General features: G+C 70.5%; 15 protein-coding genes. 10 read left to right on the top strand and 5 right to left on the bottom strand.

Going from position 1 to position 17,511, the window contains the following annotated elements:
- Window positions 1–135: 135 nt before the first annotated feature.
- Window positions 136–1,092, bottom strand: a complete 957-nt coding sequence (meaB, locus tag ACWCRB_RS43510) for a methylmalonyl Co-A mutase-associated GTPase MeaB (protein WP_451001363.1) — start codon at window positions 1,090–1,092, stop codon at window positions 136–138.
- A 46-nt stretch (window positions 1,093–1,138) separates the two neighbouring features.
- Window positions 1,139–2,341, bottom strand: a complete 1,203-nt coding sequence (locus ACWCRB_RS43515) for an acetyl-CoA C-acetyltransferase (protein WP_369033082.1) — start codon at window positions 2,339–2,341, stop codon at window positions 1,139–1,141.
- A 147-nt stretch (window positions 2,342–2,488) separates the two neighbouring features.
- Here ACWCRB_RS43515 and mce point away from each other — a divergent pair, with 147 nt between their 5' ends.
- The 3 genes from mce to ACWCRB_RS43530 all read left to right on the top strand — a co-directional run bounded on the left by mce (window position 2,489) and on the right by ACWCRB_RS43530 (window position 8,153).
- The gene (gene mce / locus ACWCRB_RS43520) at window positions 2,489–2,929 is read left to right on the top strand and encodes a methylmalonyl-CoA epimerase (RefSeq protein ID WP_451001364.1); all 441 of its coding nucleotides are present in this window, start codon (window positions 2,489–2,491) and stop codon (window positions 2,927–2,929) included.
- A 242-nt stretch (window positions 2,930–3,171) separates the two neighbouring features.
- Entirely contained in the window at window positions 3,172–7,020 is a 3,849-nt protein-coding gene (gene scy, locus ACWCRB_RS43525; RefSeq protein ID WP_451001365.1) for a polarized growth protein Scy, read from the top strand.
- Between the two features lie 194 nt (window positions 7,021–7,214).
- Window positions 7,215–8,153 carry a coiled-coil domain-containing protein gene (locus ACWCRB_RS43530; protein ID WP_235474791.1) on the top strand — a complete coding sequence of 313 codons (939 nt, stop codon included), beginning with the start codon at window positions 7,215–7,217 and terminating at the stop codon, window positions 8,151–8,153.
- Window positions 8,154–8,251: 98 nt separating this feature from the next.
- Here the strand turns inward: ACWCRB_RS43530 and ACWCRB_RS43535 are convergent, their stop codons facing one another.
- Complete coding sequence (locus ACWCRB_RS43535; RefSeq protein WP_451001366.1) at window positions 8,252–8,815, bottom strand: TetR/AcrR family transcriptional regulator; 564 nt, start codon at window positions 8,813–8,815, stop codon at window positions 8,252–8,254.
- 141 nt (window positions 8,816–8,956) lie between these two features.
- Here ACWCRB_RS43535 and ACWCRB_RS43540 point away from each other — a divergent pair, with 141 nt between their 5' ends.
- The 5 genes from ACWCRB_RS43540 to ACWCRB_RS43560 all read left to right on the top strand — a co-directional run bounded on the left by ACWCRB_RS43540 (window position 8,957) and on the right by ACWCRB_RS43560 (window position 14,255).
- Window positions 8,957–10,303 carry an MDR family MFS transporter gene (locus ACWCRB_RS43540; RefSeq protein WP_451001367.1) on the top strand — a complete coding sequence of 449 codons (1,347 nt, stop codon included), beginning with the start codon at window positions 8,957–8,959 and terminating at the stop codon, window positions 10,301–10,303.
- Window positions 10,304–10,312: 9 nt separating this feature from the next.
- Window positions 10,313–11,290: an ABC transporter ATP-binding protein gene (locus ACWCRB_RS43545; protein WP_451001368.1), complete on the top strand. Its 978-nt coding sequence runs from the start codon at window positions 10,313–10,315 to the stop codon at window positions 11,288–11,290.
- A gap of 2 nt (window positions 11,291–11,292) precedes the next feature.
- The gene (locus tag ACWCRB_RS43550; RefSeq protein WP_369033088.1) at window positions 11,293–12,063 is read left to right on the top strand and encodes an ABC transporter permease; all 771 of its coding nucleotides are present in this window, start codon (window positions 11,293–11,295) and stop codon (window positions 12,061–12,063) included.
- Between the two features lie 135 nt (window positions 12,064–12,198).
- Complete coding sequence (locus ACWCRB_RS43555; RefSeq protein ID WP_405535414.1) at window positions 12,199–13,395, top strand: ABC transporter ATP-binding protein; 1,197 nt, start codon at window positions 12,199–12,201, stop codon at window positions 13,393–13,395.
- On the top strand, window positions 13,392–14,255 hold the full coding sequence (locus ACWCRB_RS43560) for an ABC transporter permease (protein ID WP_451001369.1): 864 nt from the start codon (window positions 13,392–13,394) through the stop codon (window positions 14,253–14,255). Before ACWCRB_RS43555 ends, ACWCRB_RS43560 begins: the two co-directional genes overlap by 4 nt.
- 98 nt (window positions 14,256–14,353) lie before the next feature.
- On the opposite strand, the gene ACWCRB_RS43565 is transcribed toward ACWCRB_RS43560, so the two are convergent.
- A complete protein-coding gene (locus tag ACWCRB_RS43565) occupies window positions 14,354–14,686 on the bottom strand; it encodes an ATP/GTP-binding protein (RefSeq protein WP_235474796.1) in 333 nt (110 codons plus the stop codon).
- A 291-nt stretch (window positions 14,687–14,977) separates the two neighbouring features.
- On the opposite strand from ACWCRB_RS43565, the gene ACWCRB_RS43570 reads away from it, so the two are divergent.
- Window positions 14,978–16,006: an LLM class flavin-dependent oxidoreductase gene (locus ACWCRB_RS43570; RefSeq protein ID WP_451001370.1), complete on the top strand. Its 1,029-nt coding sequence runs from the start codon at window positions 14,978–14,980 to the stop codon at window positions 16,004–16,006.
- A 100-nt stretch (window positions 16,007–16,106) separates the two neighbouring features.
- On the opposite strand, the gene ACWCRB_RS43575 is transcribed toward ACWCRB_RS43570, so the two are convergent.
- Window positions 16,107–16,499 (bottom strand): SCO5389 family protein, encoded by a 393-nt coding sequence (locus ACWCRB_RS43575; protein ID WP_105970747.1) that lies wholly within the window; start codon window positions 16,497–16,499, stop codon window positions 16,107–16,109.
- Between the two features lie 298 nt (window positions 16,500–16,797).
- On the opposite strand from ACWCRB_RS43575, the gene nucS reads away from it, so the two are divergent.
- Complete coding sequence (nucS, locus tag ACWCRB_RS43580; protein WP_189149603.1) at window positions 16,798–17,469, top strand: endonuclease NucS; 672 nt, start codon at window positions 16,798–16,800, stop codon at window positions 17,467–17,469.
- Window positions 17,470–17,511: the final 42 nt, after the last annotated feature.

The raw sequence follows: 17,511 nt of genomic DNA on the forward strand, positions 1-17,511 counted from the left end.
GTGGGTGGTCAGCCGGGGCCGGAACTCCTGGGCGTAGGCCTCGCGGGTCGTGCTGAGGACAAGGGGGTTCGGGGGCGGAGCCCCCGAGGATGGGACGGGTAGGGGCGGCGGGGGCGAAGAAACACAGTCCTCGCCTCAGCGCTCCGTCAAGCCCGCCACCAGCTCGTCCGCCGCCCGGTAGGGATCCAGCTCCCCCGCCACGATCCGCTCCGCCAGCGCGCTCAGGCGTCGGTCCCCGTGCAGGTCCCCGATCCGCTCCCGCAGCGCCGTCACCGCGATCGTCTCCACCTCGTGGGATGCGCGGGCTCGACGGCGTTCCGTCAGTACCCCCCGCTCCTCCATCCACGCCCGGTGCTTCTCCAGCGCCTCCACCAGCTCGTCGATGCCTTCCTCCCTCGACGCGACCGTCTTCACGATCGGCGGGCGCCAGTCCCCCGGCGCCCGGGATTCGCCCAGGCCCAGCATGTGGTTCAGCTCGCGCGCGGTGGAGTCCGCGCCGTCCCGGTCCGCCTTGTTCACCACGAACACATCGCCGATCTCCAGGATGCCCGCCTTCGCCGCCTGAATGCCGTCCCCCATCCCCGGCGCCAGCAGCACCACACTCGTGTCCGCCTGCGCCGCGATCTCCACCTCCGACTGCCCCACACCCACCGTCTCGACCAGGACCACGTCGCACCCCGCCGCGTCCAGGACCCGGATCGCCTGCGGGGCCGCCCAGGCCAGACCTCCGAGGTGACCCCGGGTCGCCATCGAGCGGATGTAGACGCCGGGGTCGGAGGCGTGATCCGACATGCGGACGCGGTCGCCGAGGAGGGCGCCGCCGGAGAACGGCGACGACGGGTCGACGGCGAGGACGCCGACCCGCCTGCCCTGGCGCCGGTACGCCGTCACCAGCGCCGACGTCGACGTCGACTTGCCCACGCCCGGCGATCCCGTCAGACCGACCACGTACGCGTTGCCGGTCAGCGGGGCCAACGCGGCCATGACCTCGCGGAGTTGTTCGGACGCCCCCTCCACCAGGGAGATCAGCCGGGCCACGGCCCGCGGCCGGCCTTCCCGGGCCTGCGCCACCAGCGTGGGGACGTCCTGCATCACAACTCCGTTCCGATCACAGACGTATGGCCTGCCTCAAGACCCCTTACGCCTTGGGTACCCGCACGATCAGCGCGTCACCCTGGCCGCCGCCCCCGCACAGGGCCGCCGCACCCACGCCACCGCCGCGACGCTTCAGTTCCAGGGCCAGGTGCAGGACGACCCGTGCGCCGGACATCCCGATCGGGTGACCCAGCGCAATCGCACCGCCGTTGACGTTCACCCGATCCGTGGACACCCCGAGGTCCTTGATTGACTGGACGGCGACCGCCGCGAAGGCCTCGTTGATCTCGATCAGGTCAAGATCTTCGACGCCCAGGCCCTCCTTCTTGAGGGCGTGCAGGATCGCGTTGGAGGGCTGGGACTGGAGGGAGTTGTCCGGGCCCGCCACATTGCCGTGGGCGCCGATCTCCGCGATCCACTCCAGGCCCAGTTCCTCGGCCTTCGCCCTGCTCATGACCACCACGGCCGCCGCGCCGTCCGAGATCTGCGACGACGTGCCCGCCGTGATCGTGCCGTCCTTGGTGAACGCCGGGCGCAGCTTGCCCAGCGACTCCGCCGTCGTCTCCGCCCGGATGCCCTCGTCCTGGCTGAAAACGATCGGTTCGCCCTTACGCTGCGGGATCTCGACCGGCGTGATCTCCGCCTCGAACACGCCGTTCTTCTGTGCCGCCGCCGCACGCTGGTGGGACGCGGCCGCGATCTCGTCCTGTTCGGGGCGCAGGATGCCCAGGCGGGTGTTGTGCTTCTCCGTGGACTCGCCCATGGCGATGTTCTCGAAGGCGTCGGTGAGGCCGTCGTACGCCATCGCGTCGAGCATCTCGATCGCGCCGTACTTGAAGCCCTCACGGGATTTGGGGAGCAGATGGGGGGCGTTCGTCATCGATTCCTGGCCACCGGCGACCACGATGTCGAACTCGCCCGCGCGGATCAGCTGGTCCGCCAGCGCGATCGCGTCCAGGCCCGACAGGCAGACCTTGTTGATGGTCAGCGCCGGGACGTTCATCGGGATGCCGGCCTTGACCGCCGCCTGCCGGGCCGGGATCTGGCCCGCACCGGCCTGGAGGACCTGGCCCATGATCACGTACTGCACCTGGTCGCCACCGATCCCCGCACGGTCGAGGGCGGCCTTGATCGCGAAGCCGCCGAGGTCGGCTCCGGAGAAGGTCTTCAGCGAGCCCAGCAACCGCCCCATGGGCGTGCGTGCGCCCGCGACGATCACCGAGGTGGTGCTGTTGGTTCCTGACATGAGGAGCGATCCCCTTTCAGCTGGAGAGCTGAGGAGTGTGAACGAGGGTTTACCTGAATGTACTGAGCGGTAGTGCCTCCGTCATCGGGCCGTCGGTGTGATCGCGCGCACGTTGCGTAACCACCGCAGGAGCGCTGCACTAACACCATGCTGACGCGAATCGACCACATCGGGATCGCCTGTTTCGACCTCGACACGACCGTCGAGTTCTACCGGGCCACGTACGGCTTCGAGGTGTTCCACTCCGAGGTCAACGAGGAGCAGGGCGTACGCGAGGCCATGTTGAAGATCAACAACACGGACGACGGCGGCGCCTCCTATCTGCAACTCCTTGAGCCCACCCGTGAGGACTCCGCCGTGGGGAAGTGGCTGGCCAAGAACGGGGAGGGCGTGCACCACATCGCCTTCGGTACGGCGGATGTCGATGGGGAGGCCGCGGACATCCGCGAGAAGGGCGTACGCGTCCTGTACGAGGAGCCACGGCGCGGCTCCATGGGGTCGCGGATCACCTTCCTGCACCCAAAGGATTGCCATGGAGTACTGACAGAACTGGTCACTTCGGCGGCTGTTGAGTCACCTGAGCACTGACCCTCGTACATAAGGGCCGGTAGGGTTGGGGACGGCCGCTGCCGTGTTGTCGGGCAGCGGTCCGGGTCCTGATGTGTGGAGGTGAGGATCCGAGGGCCGGGGTTCAGGTTTCGGGGGCCGAGGGTGAGGGCGGGAGTCCGTGCTTCGCCGTTGATCTGACACCATTCCCCGGGGGCCCCGTTCGGCGGACGGACGTGGCTCGTTCGGAGAAGGTTGCGACCAGGGACGGATGGGACCGCGCAGTGCGGGGCTACGAACGCCAGGAGCGAGAGCCGGCGGCTGACGTCGACCACCTCTCTCGGTTCGAGGCCGAGATGGAGCGGCTGAAGACCGAGCGGGAAAAGGCGATTCAGCACGCCGAGGACCTCGGCTACCAGGTCGAGGTGCTGCGCGCCAAGCTTCACGAGGCGCGCCGCACTCTCATGTCCCGGCCCGCCTATGACGGCGGTGACATCGGCTATCAGGCCGAGCAGTTGCTGCGGAACGCGCAGATCCAGGCGGACCAGCTCCGCCAGGACGCCGAGCGGGAGATGTCCCAGGCGCGCGCCCAGACCCAGCGCATCCTCCAGGAGCACGCCGAACAGGCGGCCCGGCTGCAGGCCGAGCTGCACCAGGAGGCGGTGACCCGCCGCCAGCAGCTCGACCAGGAGCTGGCCGAGCGACGCCAGACCGTCGAGTCGCACGTCAACGAGAACGTGGCGTGGGCCGAGCAGCTGCGGGCCCGCAGCGAGTCCCAGGCGCGCCGGCTGGTCGACGAGTCGCGGTCCGAGGCCGAGCAGGCGCTGGCCGCCGCCCGGGCCGAGGCCGAGCGGGTCGCCAACGAGGCCAGGCAGCGGCTCCAGAGCGAGAACGAGGCCGCCCGCGCGGAGGCCGACCAGCTGCTGCGCCGGGCCCGTGCCGAGGCCGACCGCCTCCTGAACAGCGCGACCTCCGAGGCCCGCGAGGCCGCCGACCACGCCGAGCAGCTGCGCAGCTCCACGGCGACCGAGTCGGACAGCGCCCGCCGCCAGGCCACCGAGCTGAGCCGCGCCGCCGAGCAGCGGATACAGGAGGCCGAGGGTGCCCTGCGCGAGGCCCGCCTGGAGGCGGAGAAGGTCGTCACCGAGGCGAAGGAGGCCGCGGCCAAGACGACCGCCAGCGCCGAGTCCGCCAACGAGCAGCGCACGCGTACGGCGAAGGAGCAGGTCGCCCGGCTGGTCACCGAGGCCAGCCAGGAGGCCGAGGCGACCAAGGCGTCCGCCGAGGAGGTCGTCGCCGACGCCAAGGCCAAGGCCGAGAAGATCGTCGCCGAGGCCGAGGAGACCGCCCGCAGTCTCACCGCCGAGGAGACCGCCTCCCAGCTCGCCAAGGCGGCCCGCACCGCCGAGGACGTCCTCAACAGGGCGTCCGAGGAAGCGAAGTCGACCACCAAGGCGGCCACCGAGGAGGCCGAGCGCATCCGCGCCGAGGCCGAGACCGAGGCCGACCGGCTGCGCGCCGAGGCGCACGACATCGCCGAGCAGCTGAAGGGCACGGCGAAGGACGACACCAAGGAGTACCGCGCCAAGACCGTCGAGCTTCAGGAAGAGGCCCGGCGGCTGCGCGGCGAGGCCGAGCAGCTGCGCGCCGACGCGGTCGCCGAGGGCGAGCGCATCCGCGCGGAGGCGCGCCGCGAGGCCGTCCAGCAGATCGAGGAGGCGGCCAGGACCGCCGAGGAGCTGCTCGGCAAGGCGAAGGCGGACGCGGACGAGCTGCGCCAGACCGCCCAGACGGACAGCGAGAAGGTCCGTACGGAGGCCATCGAGCGCGCGACGACACTGCGCCGGCAGGCCGAGGAAACCCTGGAGCGCACCCGCAAGGAGGCCGAGCGGCACCGCGCGGAGGCCGTCGAGCAGGCCGAGGGCATCGCGGCGGACGCCGAGCAGGCCTCGCGCGAGCTGCGCGAGGAGACCGAGCGGGCCATAGAGGCGCGCCGCGAGGAGGCCGCCGCCGAGCTGACCCGGCTGCACACGGAGGCCGAGGACCGGCTCACCGCGGCCGAGCAGGCGCTCACCGACGCCCGCGCGGAGGCCGACCGGATCCGCCGCGAGGGGTCCGAGGAGTCGGAGCGGCTGCGTTCCGAGGCCGCCGAGCGCATCCGGAGCCTCCAGGCGCAGGCCGACGCGGAGATCCAGCGGTTGCGCGACGAGGCGGCGGCGGACGCGTCCGCGTCCCGGGCGGAGGGCGAGGCGATCGCCGTACGCCTGCGGTCGGACGCGGCGGCCGAGGCCGAGCGGCTGAAGTCGGAGGCCCAGGACACCGCCGACCGGGTACGGGCGGAGGCGCAGGCCGCCGCCGAGCGGCTGGCGACGGAGGCGTCGGAGACGCTGGCCGCCGCCCAGGAGGAGGCCGCCCGGCGGCGCCGCGAGGCCGAGGAGACCCTCGGTTCCGCCCGCCAGGAGGCCGACCAGGAGCGCGAGCGGGCCCGCGAGCAGAGCGAGGAGCTGCTGGCGTCTGCGCGGAGGCGCGTGGAGGACGCCCAGGCCGAGACCGTACGGCTGGTCGAGGAGGCGGACCGGCGCGCCAACGAGATGGTGTCGGCGGCCGAGCAGCACGCCCAGCAGGTCCGGGAGTCGGTGTCGGGGCTGCACGAGCAGGCCCAGGAGGAGATCCAGGGGCTGCGTTCCGCCGCCGAGCACGTCGCCGACCGGATGCGGCGCGAGGCGTCGGAGGAGGCGGACCGGGTCCGGGCCGACGCCTACTCCGAGCGGGAGCGGGCCTCGGAGGACGCGAGCCGGGTGCGGCGCGAGGCGTCGGAGGCGTCGGAGCACGCCAAGGTGCTCGCCGAGCGCACGGTGGGCGAGGCGATCGCCGAGGCGGAGCGGCTGCGCCAGGACGCCGCCGCGCACGCCCAGCGGGTGCGTACGGAGGCGTCGGACACCATCGCGGGCGCCGAGCAGGACGCTTCGCGCAGCCGTGCCGAGGCCCGCGAGGACGCGAACCGGATCCGTTCGGACGCGGCGACGCAGGCCGACACACTGATCTCCGAGGTGACGGCGGAGGCGGAGCGGCTCACCGAGGAGACCAACGCGGAGGCCGAGCGGGTCCGTGCCGAGTCGACGGCCAAGGCCGACCAGCTGATCTCGGACGCGACCGGGGAGGCGGAGCGGCTGCGGGCCGAGGCCGCCGAGACGGTCGGTTCGGCGCAGCAGCACGCGGAGCGGGTGCGCGCGGAGGCCGAGCGGGTCAAGGCGGAGGCGGCGGCGGAGGCCGACCGGCTCATGTCGACCGCGCGCGACGAGGCCGACAGCACGCTGGACGAGGCCCGCAAGGAGGCCAACAAGCGGCGCTCCGAGGCGGCCGAGCAGGTCGACACGCTCATCACGGAGACGGCCGCCGAGGCCGACAAGCTCCTCTCGGAGTCGCAGCAGGCCGCGCAGAAGACCACCGCGGACGCCGAGGCGCAGTCCGACTCGATGGTGGGCGCGGCCCGCAACGAGGCGGAGCGGCTGGTGTCCCAGGCGACGTCCCGGGGCAACGCGACGGTGGAGAAGGCCCGTACGGACGCGGACGAGCTGCTCGTCGGCGCGCGCCGGGACGCCACCGCCATAAGGGAGCGGGCCGAGGAGCTGCGCGACCGCATCACGACCGAGATCGAGGGCCTGCACGAGCGGGCCCGCCGCGAGGCCGCCGAGACGATGAAGTCGACCGGCGACCGCTGCGACGCGCTGATCACGGCCGCCGAGGAGCAGCTCGTCAAGGCGGAGCTGAAGGCCAAGGACCTGGTCTCGGAGGCCAACTCCGAGGCGGGCAAGGTCCGGATCGCCGCCGTCAAGAAGGCCGAGGGGCTCCTGAAGGAGGCCGAGCAGAAGAAGGCCACCCTGATCCGGGAGGCCGAGGAACTCCGCGCCGAGGCGATCCGCGAGGCGAAGGCCACGGTCGAGGAGGGCAAGCGGGAACTGGAGATCCTCGTGCGGCGCCGCGAGGACATCCAGGCGGAGATCTCCCGTGTCCAGGACGTACTGGAGGCGTTGGAGTCCTTTGAAGCCCCGTCAGCGAACAAGGACGGCGGCGTCAAGGCGGGCGCTGCCGTAGGTGTCACCCGTACGGGTGGCAAGTCGTCAGATGGCTAGCGCGGAGGGCGCGTTGCGTGCATTCTGTGGGGCTTTCTGGGGTCTTTGACCAATTCTTTGGCAAGCAGCACGCCGGTTAGCCACTCAAAAGGGGTCTGATTCTCCATATCAATCGGGTGACTGCTCGATGACACGCCGCTTGGACCCCTAGGATTCCCCCTATCACCTCACCGGTCTCATTCGACAGGAACCCCATGAGCGACACTTCCCCCTACGGCTTCGAGCTTGTGCGGCGTGGGTACGACCGCGCTCAGGTGGACGAACGCATTTCGAAGCTCGTCTCCGACCGTGACAGCGCTCTGGCTCGTATCACTGCTCTGGAAAAGCGCATCGAGGAGCTCCATCTCGAAACGCAGAACGCCCAGGCCCAGGTCAGCGACGCGGAGCCGTCGTACGCCGGTCTCGGCGCGCGTGTCGAGAAGATCCTCCGCCTCGCCGAGGAGGAGGCGAAGGACCTGCGCGAGGAGGCCCGTCGCGCGGCCGAGCAGCACCGTGAGCTGGCCGAGTCGGCGGCTCAGCAGGTGCGCAACGACGCAGAATCGTTCGCTGCGGACCGCAAGTCCAAGGCGGAGGACGAGGGCGTCCGGATCGTCGAGAAGGCCAAGAGCGACGCCTCCCAGCTGCGCCAGGAGGCGCAGAAGGACGCGCAGTCCAAGCGTGAGGAGGCGGACGCCCTCTTCGAGGAGACCCGCGCCAAGGCCGCCCAGGCCGCCGCGGACTTCGAGACGAACCTCGCCAAGCGCCGCGAGCAGTCGGAGCGCGACCTCGCGTCCCGTCAGGCCAAGGCCGAGAAGCGCCTCGCGGAGATCGAGCACCGCGCGGAGCAGCTCCGCCTGGAGGCCGAGAAGCTGCGCACGGACGCCGAGCGCCGCGCCCGCCAGACGGTCGAGACGGCCCAGCGCCAGGCCGAGGACATCGTGGCCGACGCGAACGCCAAGGCCGACCGGATCCGTTCGGAATCGGAGCGCGAGCTGGCGGCTCTCACCAACCGCCGCGACTCGATCAACGCCCAGCTGACGAACGTCCGCGAGATGCTCGCCACCCTGACGGGAGCAGCGGTCGCAGCCGCCGGCGCCCCCACGACGGACGACGAGCCGATCACCCGCGGGGTTCCGGCCCAGCAGTCCCGGTAAGCAGCGGTACCTTGCAGGCCCGCACCCCTCGTTCGAGGGGTGCGGGCCTGTTTTTAGGGGCGCGGGGAACTGCGCGACCAGCCACGACGGCGCAGCACTCACGAACGGCGAACAAGTGGCAAGAACACGTCGTCGACAATCGAAACCAGCACCTGCTCAGACACCGGCTCCCGCCCCAGTAACATCTCGTGCCGCAAAAGATCAGCAGGCAGACTCACCACCCGCCCAGGCAGCTCGCCGGAGCCAATCTCTCCCCGCCCCACAGCCCGCTCAAGGATCACCCCAAGAACCCCCCGCATGATCCGAGCGAAGTCCGGATCCACATCGGGCACCTCGGCCAGCAGCCCATGAATGACATCGGGCCCAAGCTCCCGCTGCCGCTCCACCATCCCCCGCAGCACAGCAAGCACATCCCCCCGCAACTCCCCCGTATCAGGCACCTGTTCACCCAACGCCCCGCTCCGCCGCCGCACCACCGCCCGCACCAGCTGAGCCCGATTGGGCCACCGCCGGTACAGCACCTGCTTCCCGGTACGGGCCCGAGCCGCGACGCCCTCCATCGTGAGCCTGGCGTAGCCGACCTCCGCCAGCTCCTCCCACGCGGCGTCGAGCAGATCGGCCTCCAGAGCCGCCCCGCGCCGCCGCGAACCGTCACCGGTCACTCCACGCCTCCGTGAGAGCCAGGTAAGAGACATTGCGTCTCCTATCCAGGCCAGCCTATCCTCCAAATAAGAGACGCAACGTCTCCAACAACCCCAGAGAAGCACCACGGATCAGCACCCCGGAGAAGCACCGGAGAAGCAATGGACCCCACCCTCCGAAAACTCACCCTGATCCTCGTCCTGGGCGCCCTCGCCCCCCTCCTCGACAGCACGGTCGTCTCCATCGCCCTGCACACCCTCAGTACCGACCTCCACGCCCCCACAGCCACCGTCCAATGGGTCAGCACCGCCTACCTCCTCGCCCTGGCGACCGTCGTCCCCCTCTCCGCCTGGGCCGTGGAACGCGTCGGCGGCCGACGTCTCTGGCTCACCTCACTCACCCTGTTCCTCGCCGGATCCGTCCTGTGCGGCCTCGCCCGGGACACCGGCTCACTCATCGCCTTCCGTGTCGTGCAGGGCGTCGGCGGCGGCCTGCTGCTGCCCGTCCTGCAGACCCTGGTCATGCGCGCCGCCGGCGGCCGGAACCTGGGCCGGCTGATGGCGGCGATCACCCTGCCCGCGGTGGTCGTACCGATCCTCGGCCCGGTGCTCGGCGGTCTGGTCGTCGGGCATCTCAGCTGGCGCTGGATCTTCTACGTCAACGTGCCCGTCTGTCTGCTCGCCCTCGCCTTCGCCTGGCGGACCCTCCCGAAGGACACCCCCGCCGCCGGCCACGAACAGCACCGCCCCCGCCTCGACCTCACCGGCCTCCTGCTCCTCTCCCCCGGCCTCGCGGCACTCGCGTACGGACTCACCGAGGACGGCCCCGCCCGGGCGACGGCGACGCCCCTGGGCGCCGTACTCGTAACCGCCTTCGTCGTGCACGCCCTGCGGGCCGACTCACCCCTCGTCGACGTACGGCTCTTCCGTGACCGTGCCTTCGCCGTCTCCTCGGTGCTGCTGCTCCTCGGCGGGCTCGCGCTGTTCGGCGGGATGTTCCTGCTGCCCCTCTACTACCAGCAGGTCCGTGGCGAGGGTGTGGTCGCCGCCGGGCTGCTGCTCGCGCCGCAGGGGGTCGGCAGTCTGCTCGCCCGGGTGACCGGGCCGCTCACCGACCGGGTCGGGCCGCGGCCGGTCGTGGTGGGCGGGCTGCTGCTCACCGCCCTCGGCACGCTCCCCTTCGCCCTCCGGCATCCCGCCGGCGTCCTGCTGCCCGTCGCGCTGGCCGTGCGCGGGCTGGGGATGAGCGCGGCCAACATGGCCGTCATGGTCGGCGCGTACCAGGGGCTGACGCCCGTACAGATACCGCACGCCAGCACGACCACCCGGATCGTGCAGCAGCTCGGCGGATCCTTCGGCACGGCGGTCCTCGCGGCGGTGCTCGCCCGGGGCCATGGCGGCGGCACCTTCCCGCACGCCTTCCTCTGGGCCACCGCGTTGACCATTGTTGCGGCAGGCGTCGGTCTTGGTTTGCCCAGCCGGGTGGCACTGGCCGAACGCCCGAACTAGCGTGGCCGCATGATCGAGCTAGAGGGGCTGACCAAGCGGTACGGCGAGAAAGTGGCGGTCAATCATCTGACGTTCACTGTCAGACCGGGCATCGTGACGGGCTTCCTCGGTCCCAACGGTGCCGGGAAGTCCACCACCATGCGGATGATGCTCGGCCTCGACCGTCCCACCGCCGGTGACGTCCGGATCGACGGTCAGCACTACGACCATCTCAAGGACCCCCTCAAGTACATCGGCGCCCTGCTCGACGCCAAGGCCATGCACGGTGGACGCAGCGCCTTCAACCACCTGCTCTGCCTCGCCCAGAGCAACGGCATCCCCAGCTCGCGTGTGCACGAGGTGCTCGACACCGTCGGGCTCACCGCGGTTGCCAGGAAGAAGGCGAAGGGGTTCTCGCTCGGGATGGGGCAGCGGCTCGGTATCGCGGGCGCGCTGCTCGGTGATCCGCGGATCCTGATGTTCGACGAGCCGGTCAACGGCCTCGACCCCGAGGGCATCCACTGGATCCGCAACCTGATGAAATCGCTGGCCGCGCAGGGCCGTACGGTCTTCGTCTCGTCCCACCTCATGAGCGAGATGGCGCTGACCGCCGACCACCTGGTCGTCATCGGGCAGGGGCGGCTGCTCGCCGACACCTCCATGGCGGACTTCATCGAGCAGAACTCGCGTTCGTACGTCCGTATCCGCTCCCCCCAGCGCGAACGGCTGCTCGACGTCCTGCAGTCGGCCGGGATCACCGTCGTACAGGCGGGCGCCGAGACGCTGGAAGTGGACGGCGGGAAGGCCGAGCGGATCGGTGAGCTGGCCGCGCAGCACCACATCGTGCTGCATGAGCTGAGCCCCCAGCAGGCCTCCCTGGAGGAGGCGTTCATGCAGCTGACCGCCGAGTCGGTCGAGTACCACGCCCACAGCGACACACCGCCCTCGGCCGGTCTCCCGGCCGCCCCCTCCCCCGGGCCCTGGGGCGACGGCTGGAAGAAGGACTGAGCATGGCAGCCACCCAGGTCCTCCGGTCCGAGTGGACCAAGATCCGGTCGGTGGCGTCCACGGTGTGGACGCTCGGTCTCGCGGCCGTCGTGACGATCGCGCTCGGTGCGCTGATCTCGCTGCTCTTCAAGAACCAGTGGAGCGACCTCAGCGAGAAGGACCGGCTCTCCTTCGACCCGACGTACACGAGTTTCGCCGGGATGAGTCTCGGGCAGCTCGCGATGATCGTGTTCGGGGTGCTCGTCGTGTCGAACGAGTACAGCACCGGCATGATCCGCACCTCGCTGGCGGCCGTACCGCAGCGCGGCACGTTCCTCGCGAGCAAGCTCGCGGTCGCGACCGGGCTGGCCTTCGCGGTCGGGGTCGTCACCAGCTTCGCCGCGTTCTTCCTGGGGCAGGCGATGCTGGGCGGGCACTCGACGTCCATCGGCGATCCGGGTGTGCTGCGCGCGGTGATCGGCGGGGCGCTGTACATGACGCTCATCGCCCTGTTCTCCATGGGCGTGGCCGCGATGCTGCGCAGCCCGATGCTGGCGCTCGGTGTGCTGATGCCGTTCTTCTTCCTGATCTCCAACATCCTGGGCGCGGTCTCGGCGACCAAGAAGATCGCGCGCTATCTGCCGGACCAGGCGGGCAGCAAGATCATGCAGGTGGTGACTCCGGTCGACAACGACACTCCGTACGGTCCTTGGGGCGGGCTCGCGATCATGGTGGTGTGGGTTGTCGTGGCGCTGCTGGGCGGGTACGTGCTGCTGAAGAAAAGGGACGCCTGAACGTAGTGACGCCCCGCGGTCATGAACCCGACATTTTTGTCGCTTCTTTAAGGGAACCGTCAGCTCCCCGATAAGCTCCTAACCCTTACGGGGGCGTGTGCCCCGCTGTCCTGAACCTTTCGATGGGTGCGGAGCATGATCGAGGCAGTCGGCCTGACGAAGCGCTACGGCGACAAGACGGCCGTGTACAACCTTTCCTTCCAGGTGCGGCCGGGGTCCGTCACCGGCTTTCTCGGCCCCAACGGCTCGGGCAAGTCGACGACGATGAGGATGATCCTCGGCCTGGACCAGCCCACCTCGGGCCAGGTCACGATCGGCGGCTTCCCCTACCGCAAGCTGCCCAACGCCCCCCGTCAGGTCGGTGCCCTGCTCGACGCCAAGGCCGTGCACGGCGGCCGGCACGCCCGTAACCATCTGCTGTGCCTGGCCCAGCTGTCGGGCATCCCGGCGCGGCGCGTGGACGAGGTGCTCGGGGTCGTCGGGCTCCAGGACGTGGCCCGGAAGCGCTCCAAGGGGTTCTCGCTCGGCATGGGACAGCGGCTCGGCATCGCCGCCGCGCTCCTCGGCGACCCCCAGGTGCTGCTCTTCGACGAGCCGGTCAACGGTCTCGACCCCGAGGGCATCCTCTGGGTGCGCAACCTGATGAAGGCGCTCGCGGCGGAGGGGCGGACCGTGTTCGTCTCCTCCCACCTGATGAGCGAGATGGCGCTGACCGCCGACCACCTCATCGTGATCGGGCGCGGCCAGCTGCTCTCCGACATGAGCGTGCGGGACTTCATCTCCGCCAACTCGGCCGACTTCGCGCGCGTACGCACCCCGGAGACCGAGCCGCAGCAGCGCGAGAAGCTGACGGCCGCGCTGACCGAGGCGGGCGGCCAGGTGCTGCCCGAGCAGGACGGCGCGCTGCGTGTCATGGGCCTGCCGCTGCCCCGGATCAGCGACCTCGCGCACTCCGCCGACGTACGCCTGTGGGAGCTGTCGCCGCACCAGGCGTCGCTGGAGGAGGCGTACATGCGGATGACGCAGGGCGCCGTCGACTACCGCTCGACCATCGACCAGCGGGCCGGACTCCAGCAGCTGCCGCCGCCGGGCGCTCAGCCGCCGCCCCAGATGCCGGTGCCGGGACAGGGCCAGCCGGGCTGGTACGCCCCGCCGCCGCCCCAGGAGGGCGGTCAGCCCCCGTTCTCGGCGCCCGAGCCGCTCGGACCGCCCTCGGGGCCGTACGGCGGCCCTGCCGGCCCCGCCGCGCCCGGTGGCGCCCACCCGAACCCGTACGCGCAGCCCGCTCCTGCCGCCGCCCCCGACCTGACCAAGCCCGAGGACGCCCGATGAGCACGCCCCAGCAGCCCCCGACGCAGACGCCGGTGCCGCAGGCGGCGCCGAACTGGCAGGCGGCGCCCGGCGCTTCGTACGCCGCCGCCTACACCTCGCCGATCCCGGTCACGCGCACGCATCTCGGTCACGCCCTCGCCTCCGAGTGGACGAAGATCAAGTCGGTGCGCTCCACGATGTGGACGCTCGGGGTCTTCCTGGTGCTCGTCATCGGCATCGGCCTGCTGGTCGCCGCGCAGACGACCAACGAGGACTTCGGGGACGTGCCGTACACGATCCCCGCGTTCTTCGGACTGATCCTCGGGCAGATCTGCCTGATCACGCTGGGCGTGCTGGTCATCTCGTCCGAGTACGGCACGGGCATGATCCGTACGACGTTCACCGCGTCGCCGCAGCGTCACCGGGTGCTCGCCGCCAAGCTGATCATCTTCTTCGCGGTCGCGTTCGTCGTGTCCGCGTTCGCGATCGGTTTCGTCGGTCTGGCGACCGAGTCGATGCACAACGGCGACGGGGGCAAGCCCTGGGGCGGCACGGTCGTCATGGGCGCGCTGTACGTCTCGCTGCTCGGCACGCTCGCCCTCGCGGTCGGCTCGATGCTGCGTCACTCGGCGGGCGCGATCACCGCGATGCTGGGACTCGTCCTGGTGCCGGCGATCCTGCCCGCGTTCCTGCTGATGTCCGAGAGCATGCGGACGATCGGCGAGAAGATGCTCGACTACAACGCGCCCAACGCCCTCGCCAAGATCTTCGGACTGGACGACGAGAACGCCGCCGGGGGTGCCCAGCTCGGCCTGCTCGCCAGCGTGACCGCCGCGGCGATCGCCGGCGCCTTCGTCCTGCTGGACCGCCGGGACGTGTGATTCACCTGATTCACGCGAATTACCTGATTCACCTGGCCCACCCGACTCGCCTGATTCACCCGGAGGGGTGAACTCCGCGAGCCGACAGGCGAGTTGGTTCAGAACCTCGGTGAGTTACGGGACCGCTGCACCCGCGTGGTGCGGCGGTCCTTCGCGTTCCAGCACGCCTTGTGCCAGTGCCGGCGGTCGTCCACGCCCGCGTGCTCGGCCCACGCGACGACGTGCGGAACGCCGGACGGGATCAGCTGGTCGCAGCCCGGGCAGCGGTACGTCTTGCCCTGGGCGCTGGCCCCCGCGACATGCCGGACGTTCCAGCTCTCGCCCTGCCAGCTCTCCGAGGACTGGAAGCCGCCGTAGCGGCCGGAGTCGTCCTCGTCGGCGCTCCGGCCGGGCGACCCGGGGCCTTGGGGGCGGTTGCGGCGCGGGGACACGGAACACCTCACGGAGCGGTTCAGGGGGCAGGAATCGTCTCCAGCCTACGCGGCGCGATCCGGGGTAGAAGTAAGTCACCACCGTCGTACGAACTTCTCTCGAACCCCTTCTCGAATCCCCCGTCGGTCCCCCACCGGTCCGCCGTCGGCACCCCGGCCACTCTTCGCCCGGCTGCCCGATTCTGCAGACAATCCGCCAATCTCTCCGCCAAGCCGTGACTTCGGCACGTGTCGGGCGGTTATGCCGAGCGGGGGAGCTCCATGTCGGGGCCTAGGAAGCAGGAAAGAGCAATGCGCGTAGGAAGTTTTGTGCTGGCGGCCCAGTTCCCGGGCCAGGGCCAGGGGGAGGCGCTGCACCGAGCGGTCCGGTCCGCCGAGGTCGCCGAGGAGGCGGGTCTCGACACGGTCTGGCTGGCGGAGCACCACTTCGTGCCGTACGGCACCTGCCCGTCCGCGACGACCCTGGCCGCGCTGCTGCTGGGCCGCACCCGGCGCATCCGGGTCGGCACGGCGGTGAGCGTGCTGCCCACCACCCACCCGGTGATGCTCGGCGAGCAGGCCGCGCTGCTGCATCTGACGTCCGGCGGGCGGTTCACGCTGGGCGTGGGGCGCGGCGGTCCGTGGGTCGACCTGGAGGTGTTCGGGACGGGGATCGAGGCGTACGAGAAGGCCTTCCCGGAATCACTCGATCTGCTGGTCCGCTGGCTGCGTGAACCGTCCGTGGCGGCCGACGGCGACCGGTTCAGGTTCCGTGAGGTGCCCGTCGTGCCCAGCCCGTCGGAGTCGCTGACGGAGACGGCGGGGCCGGAGGTGGTCGTCGCGTGCACCTCGCCGGCGAGTGTGCGGCTGGCCGCCGAGCGCGGGCTGCCGATGCTCCTCGGCATGCATGTCGGGGACGAGGAGAAGGCCGAGATGGTCACCCTGTGGCGGAAGTTGGCGCGTGCGGCGGGGCGTCCGGCGGACGAGATCCACGGCGCCGCCCATGTGTCGGCCGGCGTCTGCCAGATCGCGGACCGGCGTACGGACGCGGTCGAGACGCTGATGAAGGCGATGCCGGGCTGGCTGCGTCAGGGGCTGGAAGCACATGTCACGGTGGACAACCGGGAGCGTTCGATGCGGGACCCGGTGGCGTACACCGAACTCCTCTGCGGACTGCACCCGGTGGGCACCCCCAGGCTGTGTGCCGACCGGCTCGCGGCCACGTCCGAACGGACGGGCATCTCACGCTTCGCGCTGCTCATCGAGGGCTCCGGCGACCTGGCGGCCACGGAGGAGAACGTACGACGGCTGGGGAGCGAGGTGCTCACACAGCTGCGCTGACCCGGTCGGCCCGGTCAACCGCCCGCTGCCCCAGGTAGCTTGCCGCCCCGTACAGAAACACCTCCCGCGTACGGAGCGGCAAGCCGGTGCCTAAGTCACCTCAGCAGTCCCGGAATTCCGGGGACTGGTTCAGCAACTGACTGCGCACCGAGGTGAAGCGGGCCAGCTTGACGTCCACAGAGGCGTCCAGCGGGAACACCGCCACCCGGTGGCAGTTCTGAAAGGCCAGCCGCACACCGAAGTGCCGCTGCAGCGCGCCGCGTATCGCGTCACTCGCCAGCGCACGCAGCAGCTGCCCACGTGCCTGCTCGTCCGGCGGCGGCGTCTGGTTGTCGGCGAAGTCTCCGCCGTCCACCTTCAGCTGGGCCACCAGGGAGCTGATCATCTCCCATGCGTAGGGCAGGGAGGTCCGGACGCAGTCGACGAATTCAGCTTCGTCGACCTCGCCTCGCTCGGCCTGTTCGAGTAGGGCCGGTGAGACGTCGAGCGACATGGGTTCTCCTCTCGCACCCCCGGGTCGCGGGGGTTGCCGGACAGGGAAAGGGAGCCCGCGACACCGAGCACGCTCCGTAGATGCATCGCGACCTCCCGGTTACTACGGTATGCAACGGACCGTGACGGCACCAGGAAAACGCGGATACAGGACCGGTCAGAACCGTCCCGGTAGGAACACAATCAGCCAACAACGAACAGTTGCCCCTGGCATGTTCCTTCGGCCCAGCAGGCCTTCATCACCACTGTGAGGTGGGCGAATCGCGTGGAGCACCACGCGTCGAGTAGCGTTGCCGACCATGCGTCTCGTCATTGCGCGCTGTTCCGTGGACTACGCGGGCCGGCTCACCGCTCATCTCCCGTCGGCCCCCCGTCTCATCCTGGTCAAGGCTGACGGCAGCGTCTCGATCCACGCGGACGACCGCGCCTACAAGCCTCTCAACTGGATGTCTCCGCCCTGCACGTTGAAGGAGGGGGCAGGAGAAGAGGAGGGGATCTGGACCGTCATCAACAAGGCGGGCGAGAAGCTCATCATCACGATGGAGGAGATCCTGCACGATTCCTCCCACGAACTGGGCGTCGACCCCGGCCTGATCAAGGACGGCGTGGAAGCACACCTCCAGGAACTGCTCGCCGACCGCATCGAGACCCTCGGCGACGGCTACACGCTCATCCGCCGCGAGTACATGACGGCCATCGGTCCCGTCGACATCCTGTGCCGGGACTCCGAGGGCGCGACGGTCGCGGTCGAGATCAAGCGGCGCGGTGAGATCGACGGCGTGGAGCAACTCACGCGCTATCTGGAGCTGTTGAACCGCGACCCGCACCTCGCGCCGGTCCGCGGCATCTTCGCCGCCCAGGAGATCAAGCCCCAGGCCCGCGTGCTCGCCACGGACCGGGGCATCGGCTGCGCGGTGCTGGACTACAACGCACTGCGGGGCATCGAGGACGACAAACTCCGGCTGTTCTGACGTCTGTTCACGCGAGAAGGGCCGGTCCCCGGGGACCGGCCC

It is taken from the genome of Streptomyces sp. NPDC002156 (genome assembly GCF_053593675.1).

Coding starts and splice junctions, on each gene's coding strand:
- meaB (WP_451001363.1), bottom strand. CDS start 1,092: ATGCAGGACGTCCCCACGCTGGTGGCGCAGGCCCGGGAAGGCCGGCCG.
- ACWCRB_RS43515 (WP_369033082.1), bottom strand. CDS start 2,341: ATGTCAGGAACCAACAGCACCACCTCGGTGATCGTCGCGGGCGCACGC.
- mce (WP_451001364.1), top strand. CDS start 2,489: ATGCTGACGCGAATCGACCACATCGGGATCGCCTGTTTCGACCTCGAC.
- ACWCRB_RS43530 (WP_235474791.1), top strand. CDS start 7,215: ATGAGCGACACTTCCCCCTACGGCTTCGAGCTTGTGCGGCGTGGGTAC.
- ACWCRB_RS43540 (WP_451001367.1), top strand. CDS start 8,957: ATGGACCCCACCCTCCGAAAACTCACCCTGATCCTCGTCCTGGGCGCC.
- ACWCRB_RS43545 (WP_451001368.1), top strand. CDS start 10,313: ATGATCGAGCTAGAGGGGCTGACCAAGCGGTACGGCGAGAAAGTGGCG.
- ACWCRB_RS43550 (WP_369033088.1), top strand. CDS start 11,293: ATGGCAGCCACCCAGGTCCTCCGGTCCGAGTGGACCAAGATCCGGTCG.
- ACWCRB_RS43555 (WP_405535414.1), top strand. CDS start 12,199: ATGATCGAGGCAGTCGGCCTGACGAAGCGCTACGGCGACAAGACGGCC.
- ACWCRB_RS43560 (WP_451001369.1), top strand. CDS start 13,392: ATGAGCACGCCCCAGCAGCCCCCGACGCAGACGCCGGTGCCGCAGGCG.
- ACWCRB_RS43570 (WP_451001370.1), top strand. CDS start 14,978: ATGCGCGTAGGAAGTTTTGTGCTGGCGGCCCAGTTCCCGGGCCAGGGC.
- ACWCRB_RS43575 (WP_105970747.1), bottom strand. CDS start 16,499: ATGTCGCTCGACGTCTCACCGGCCCTACTCGAACAGGCCGAGCGAGGC.
- nucS (WP_189149603.1), top strand. CDS start 16,798: ATGCGTCTCGTCATTGCGCGCTGTTCCGTGGACTACGCGGGCCGGCTC.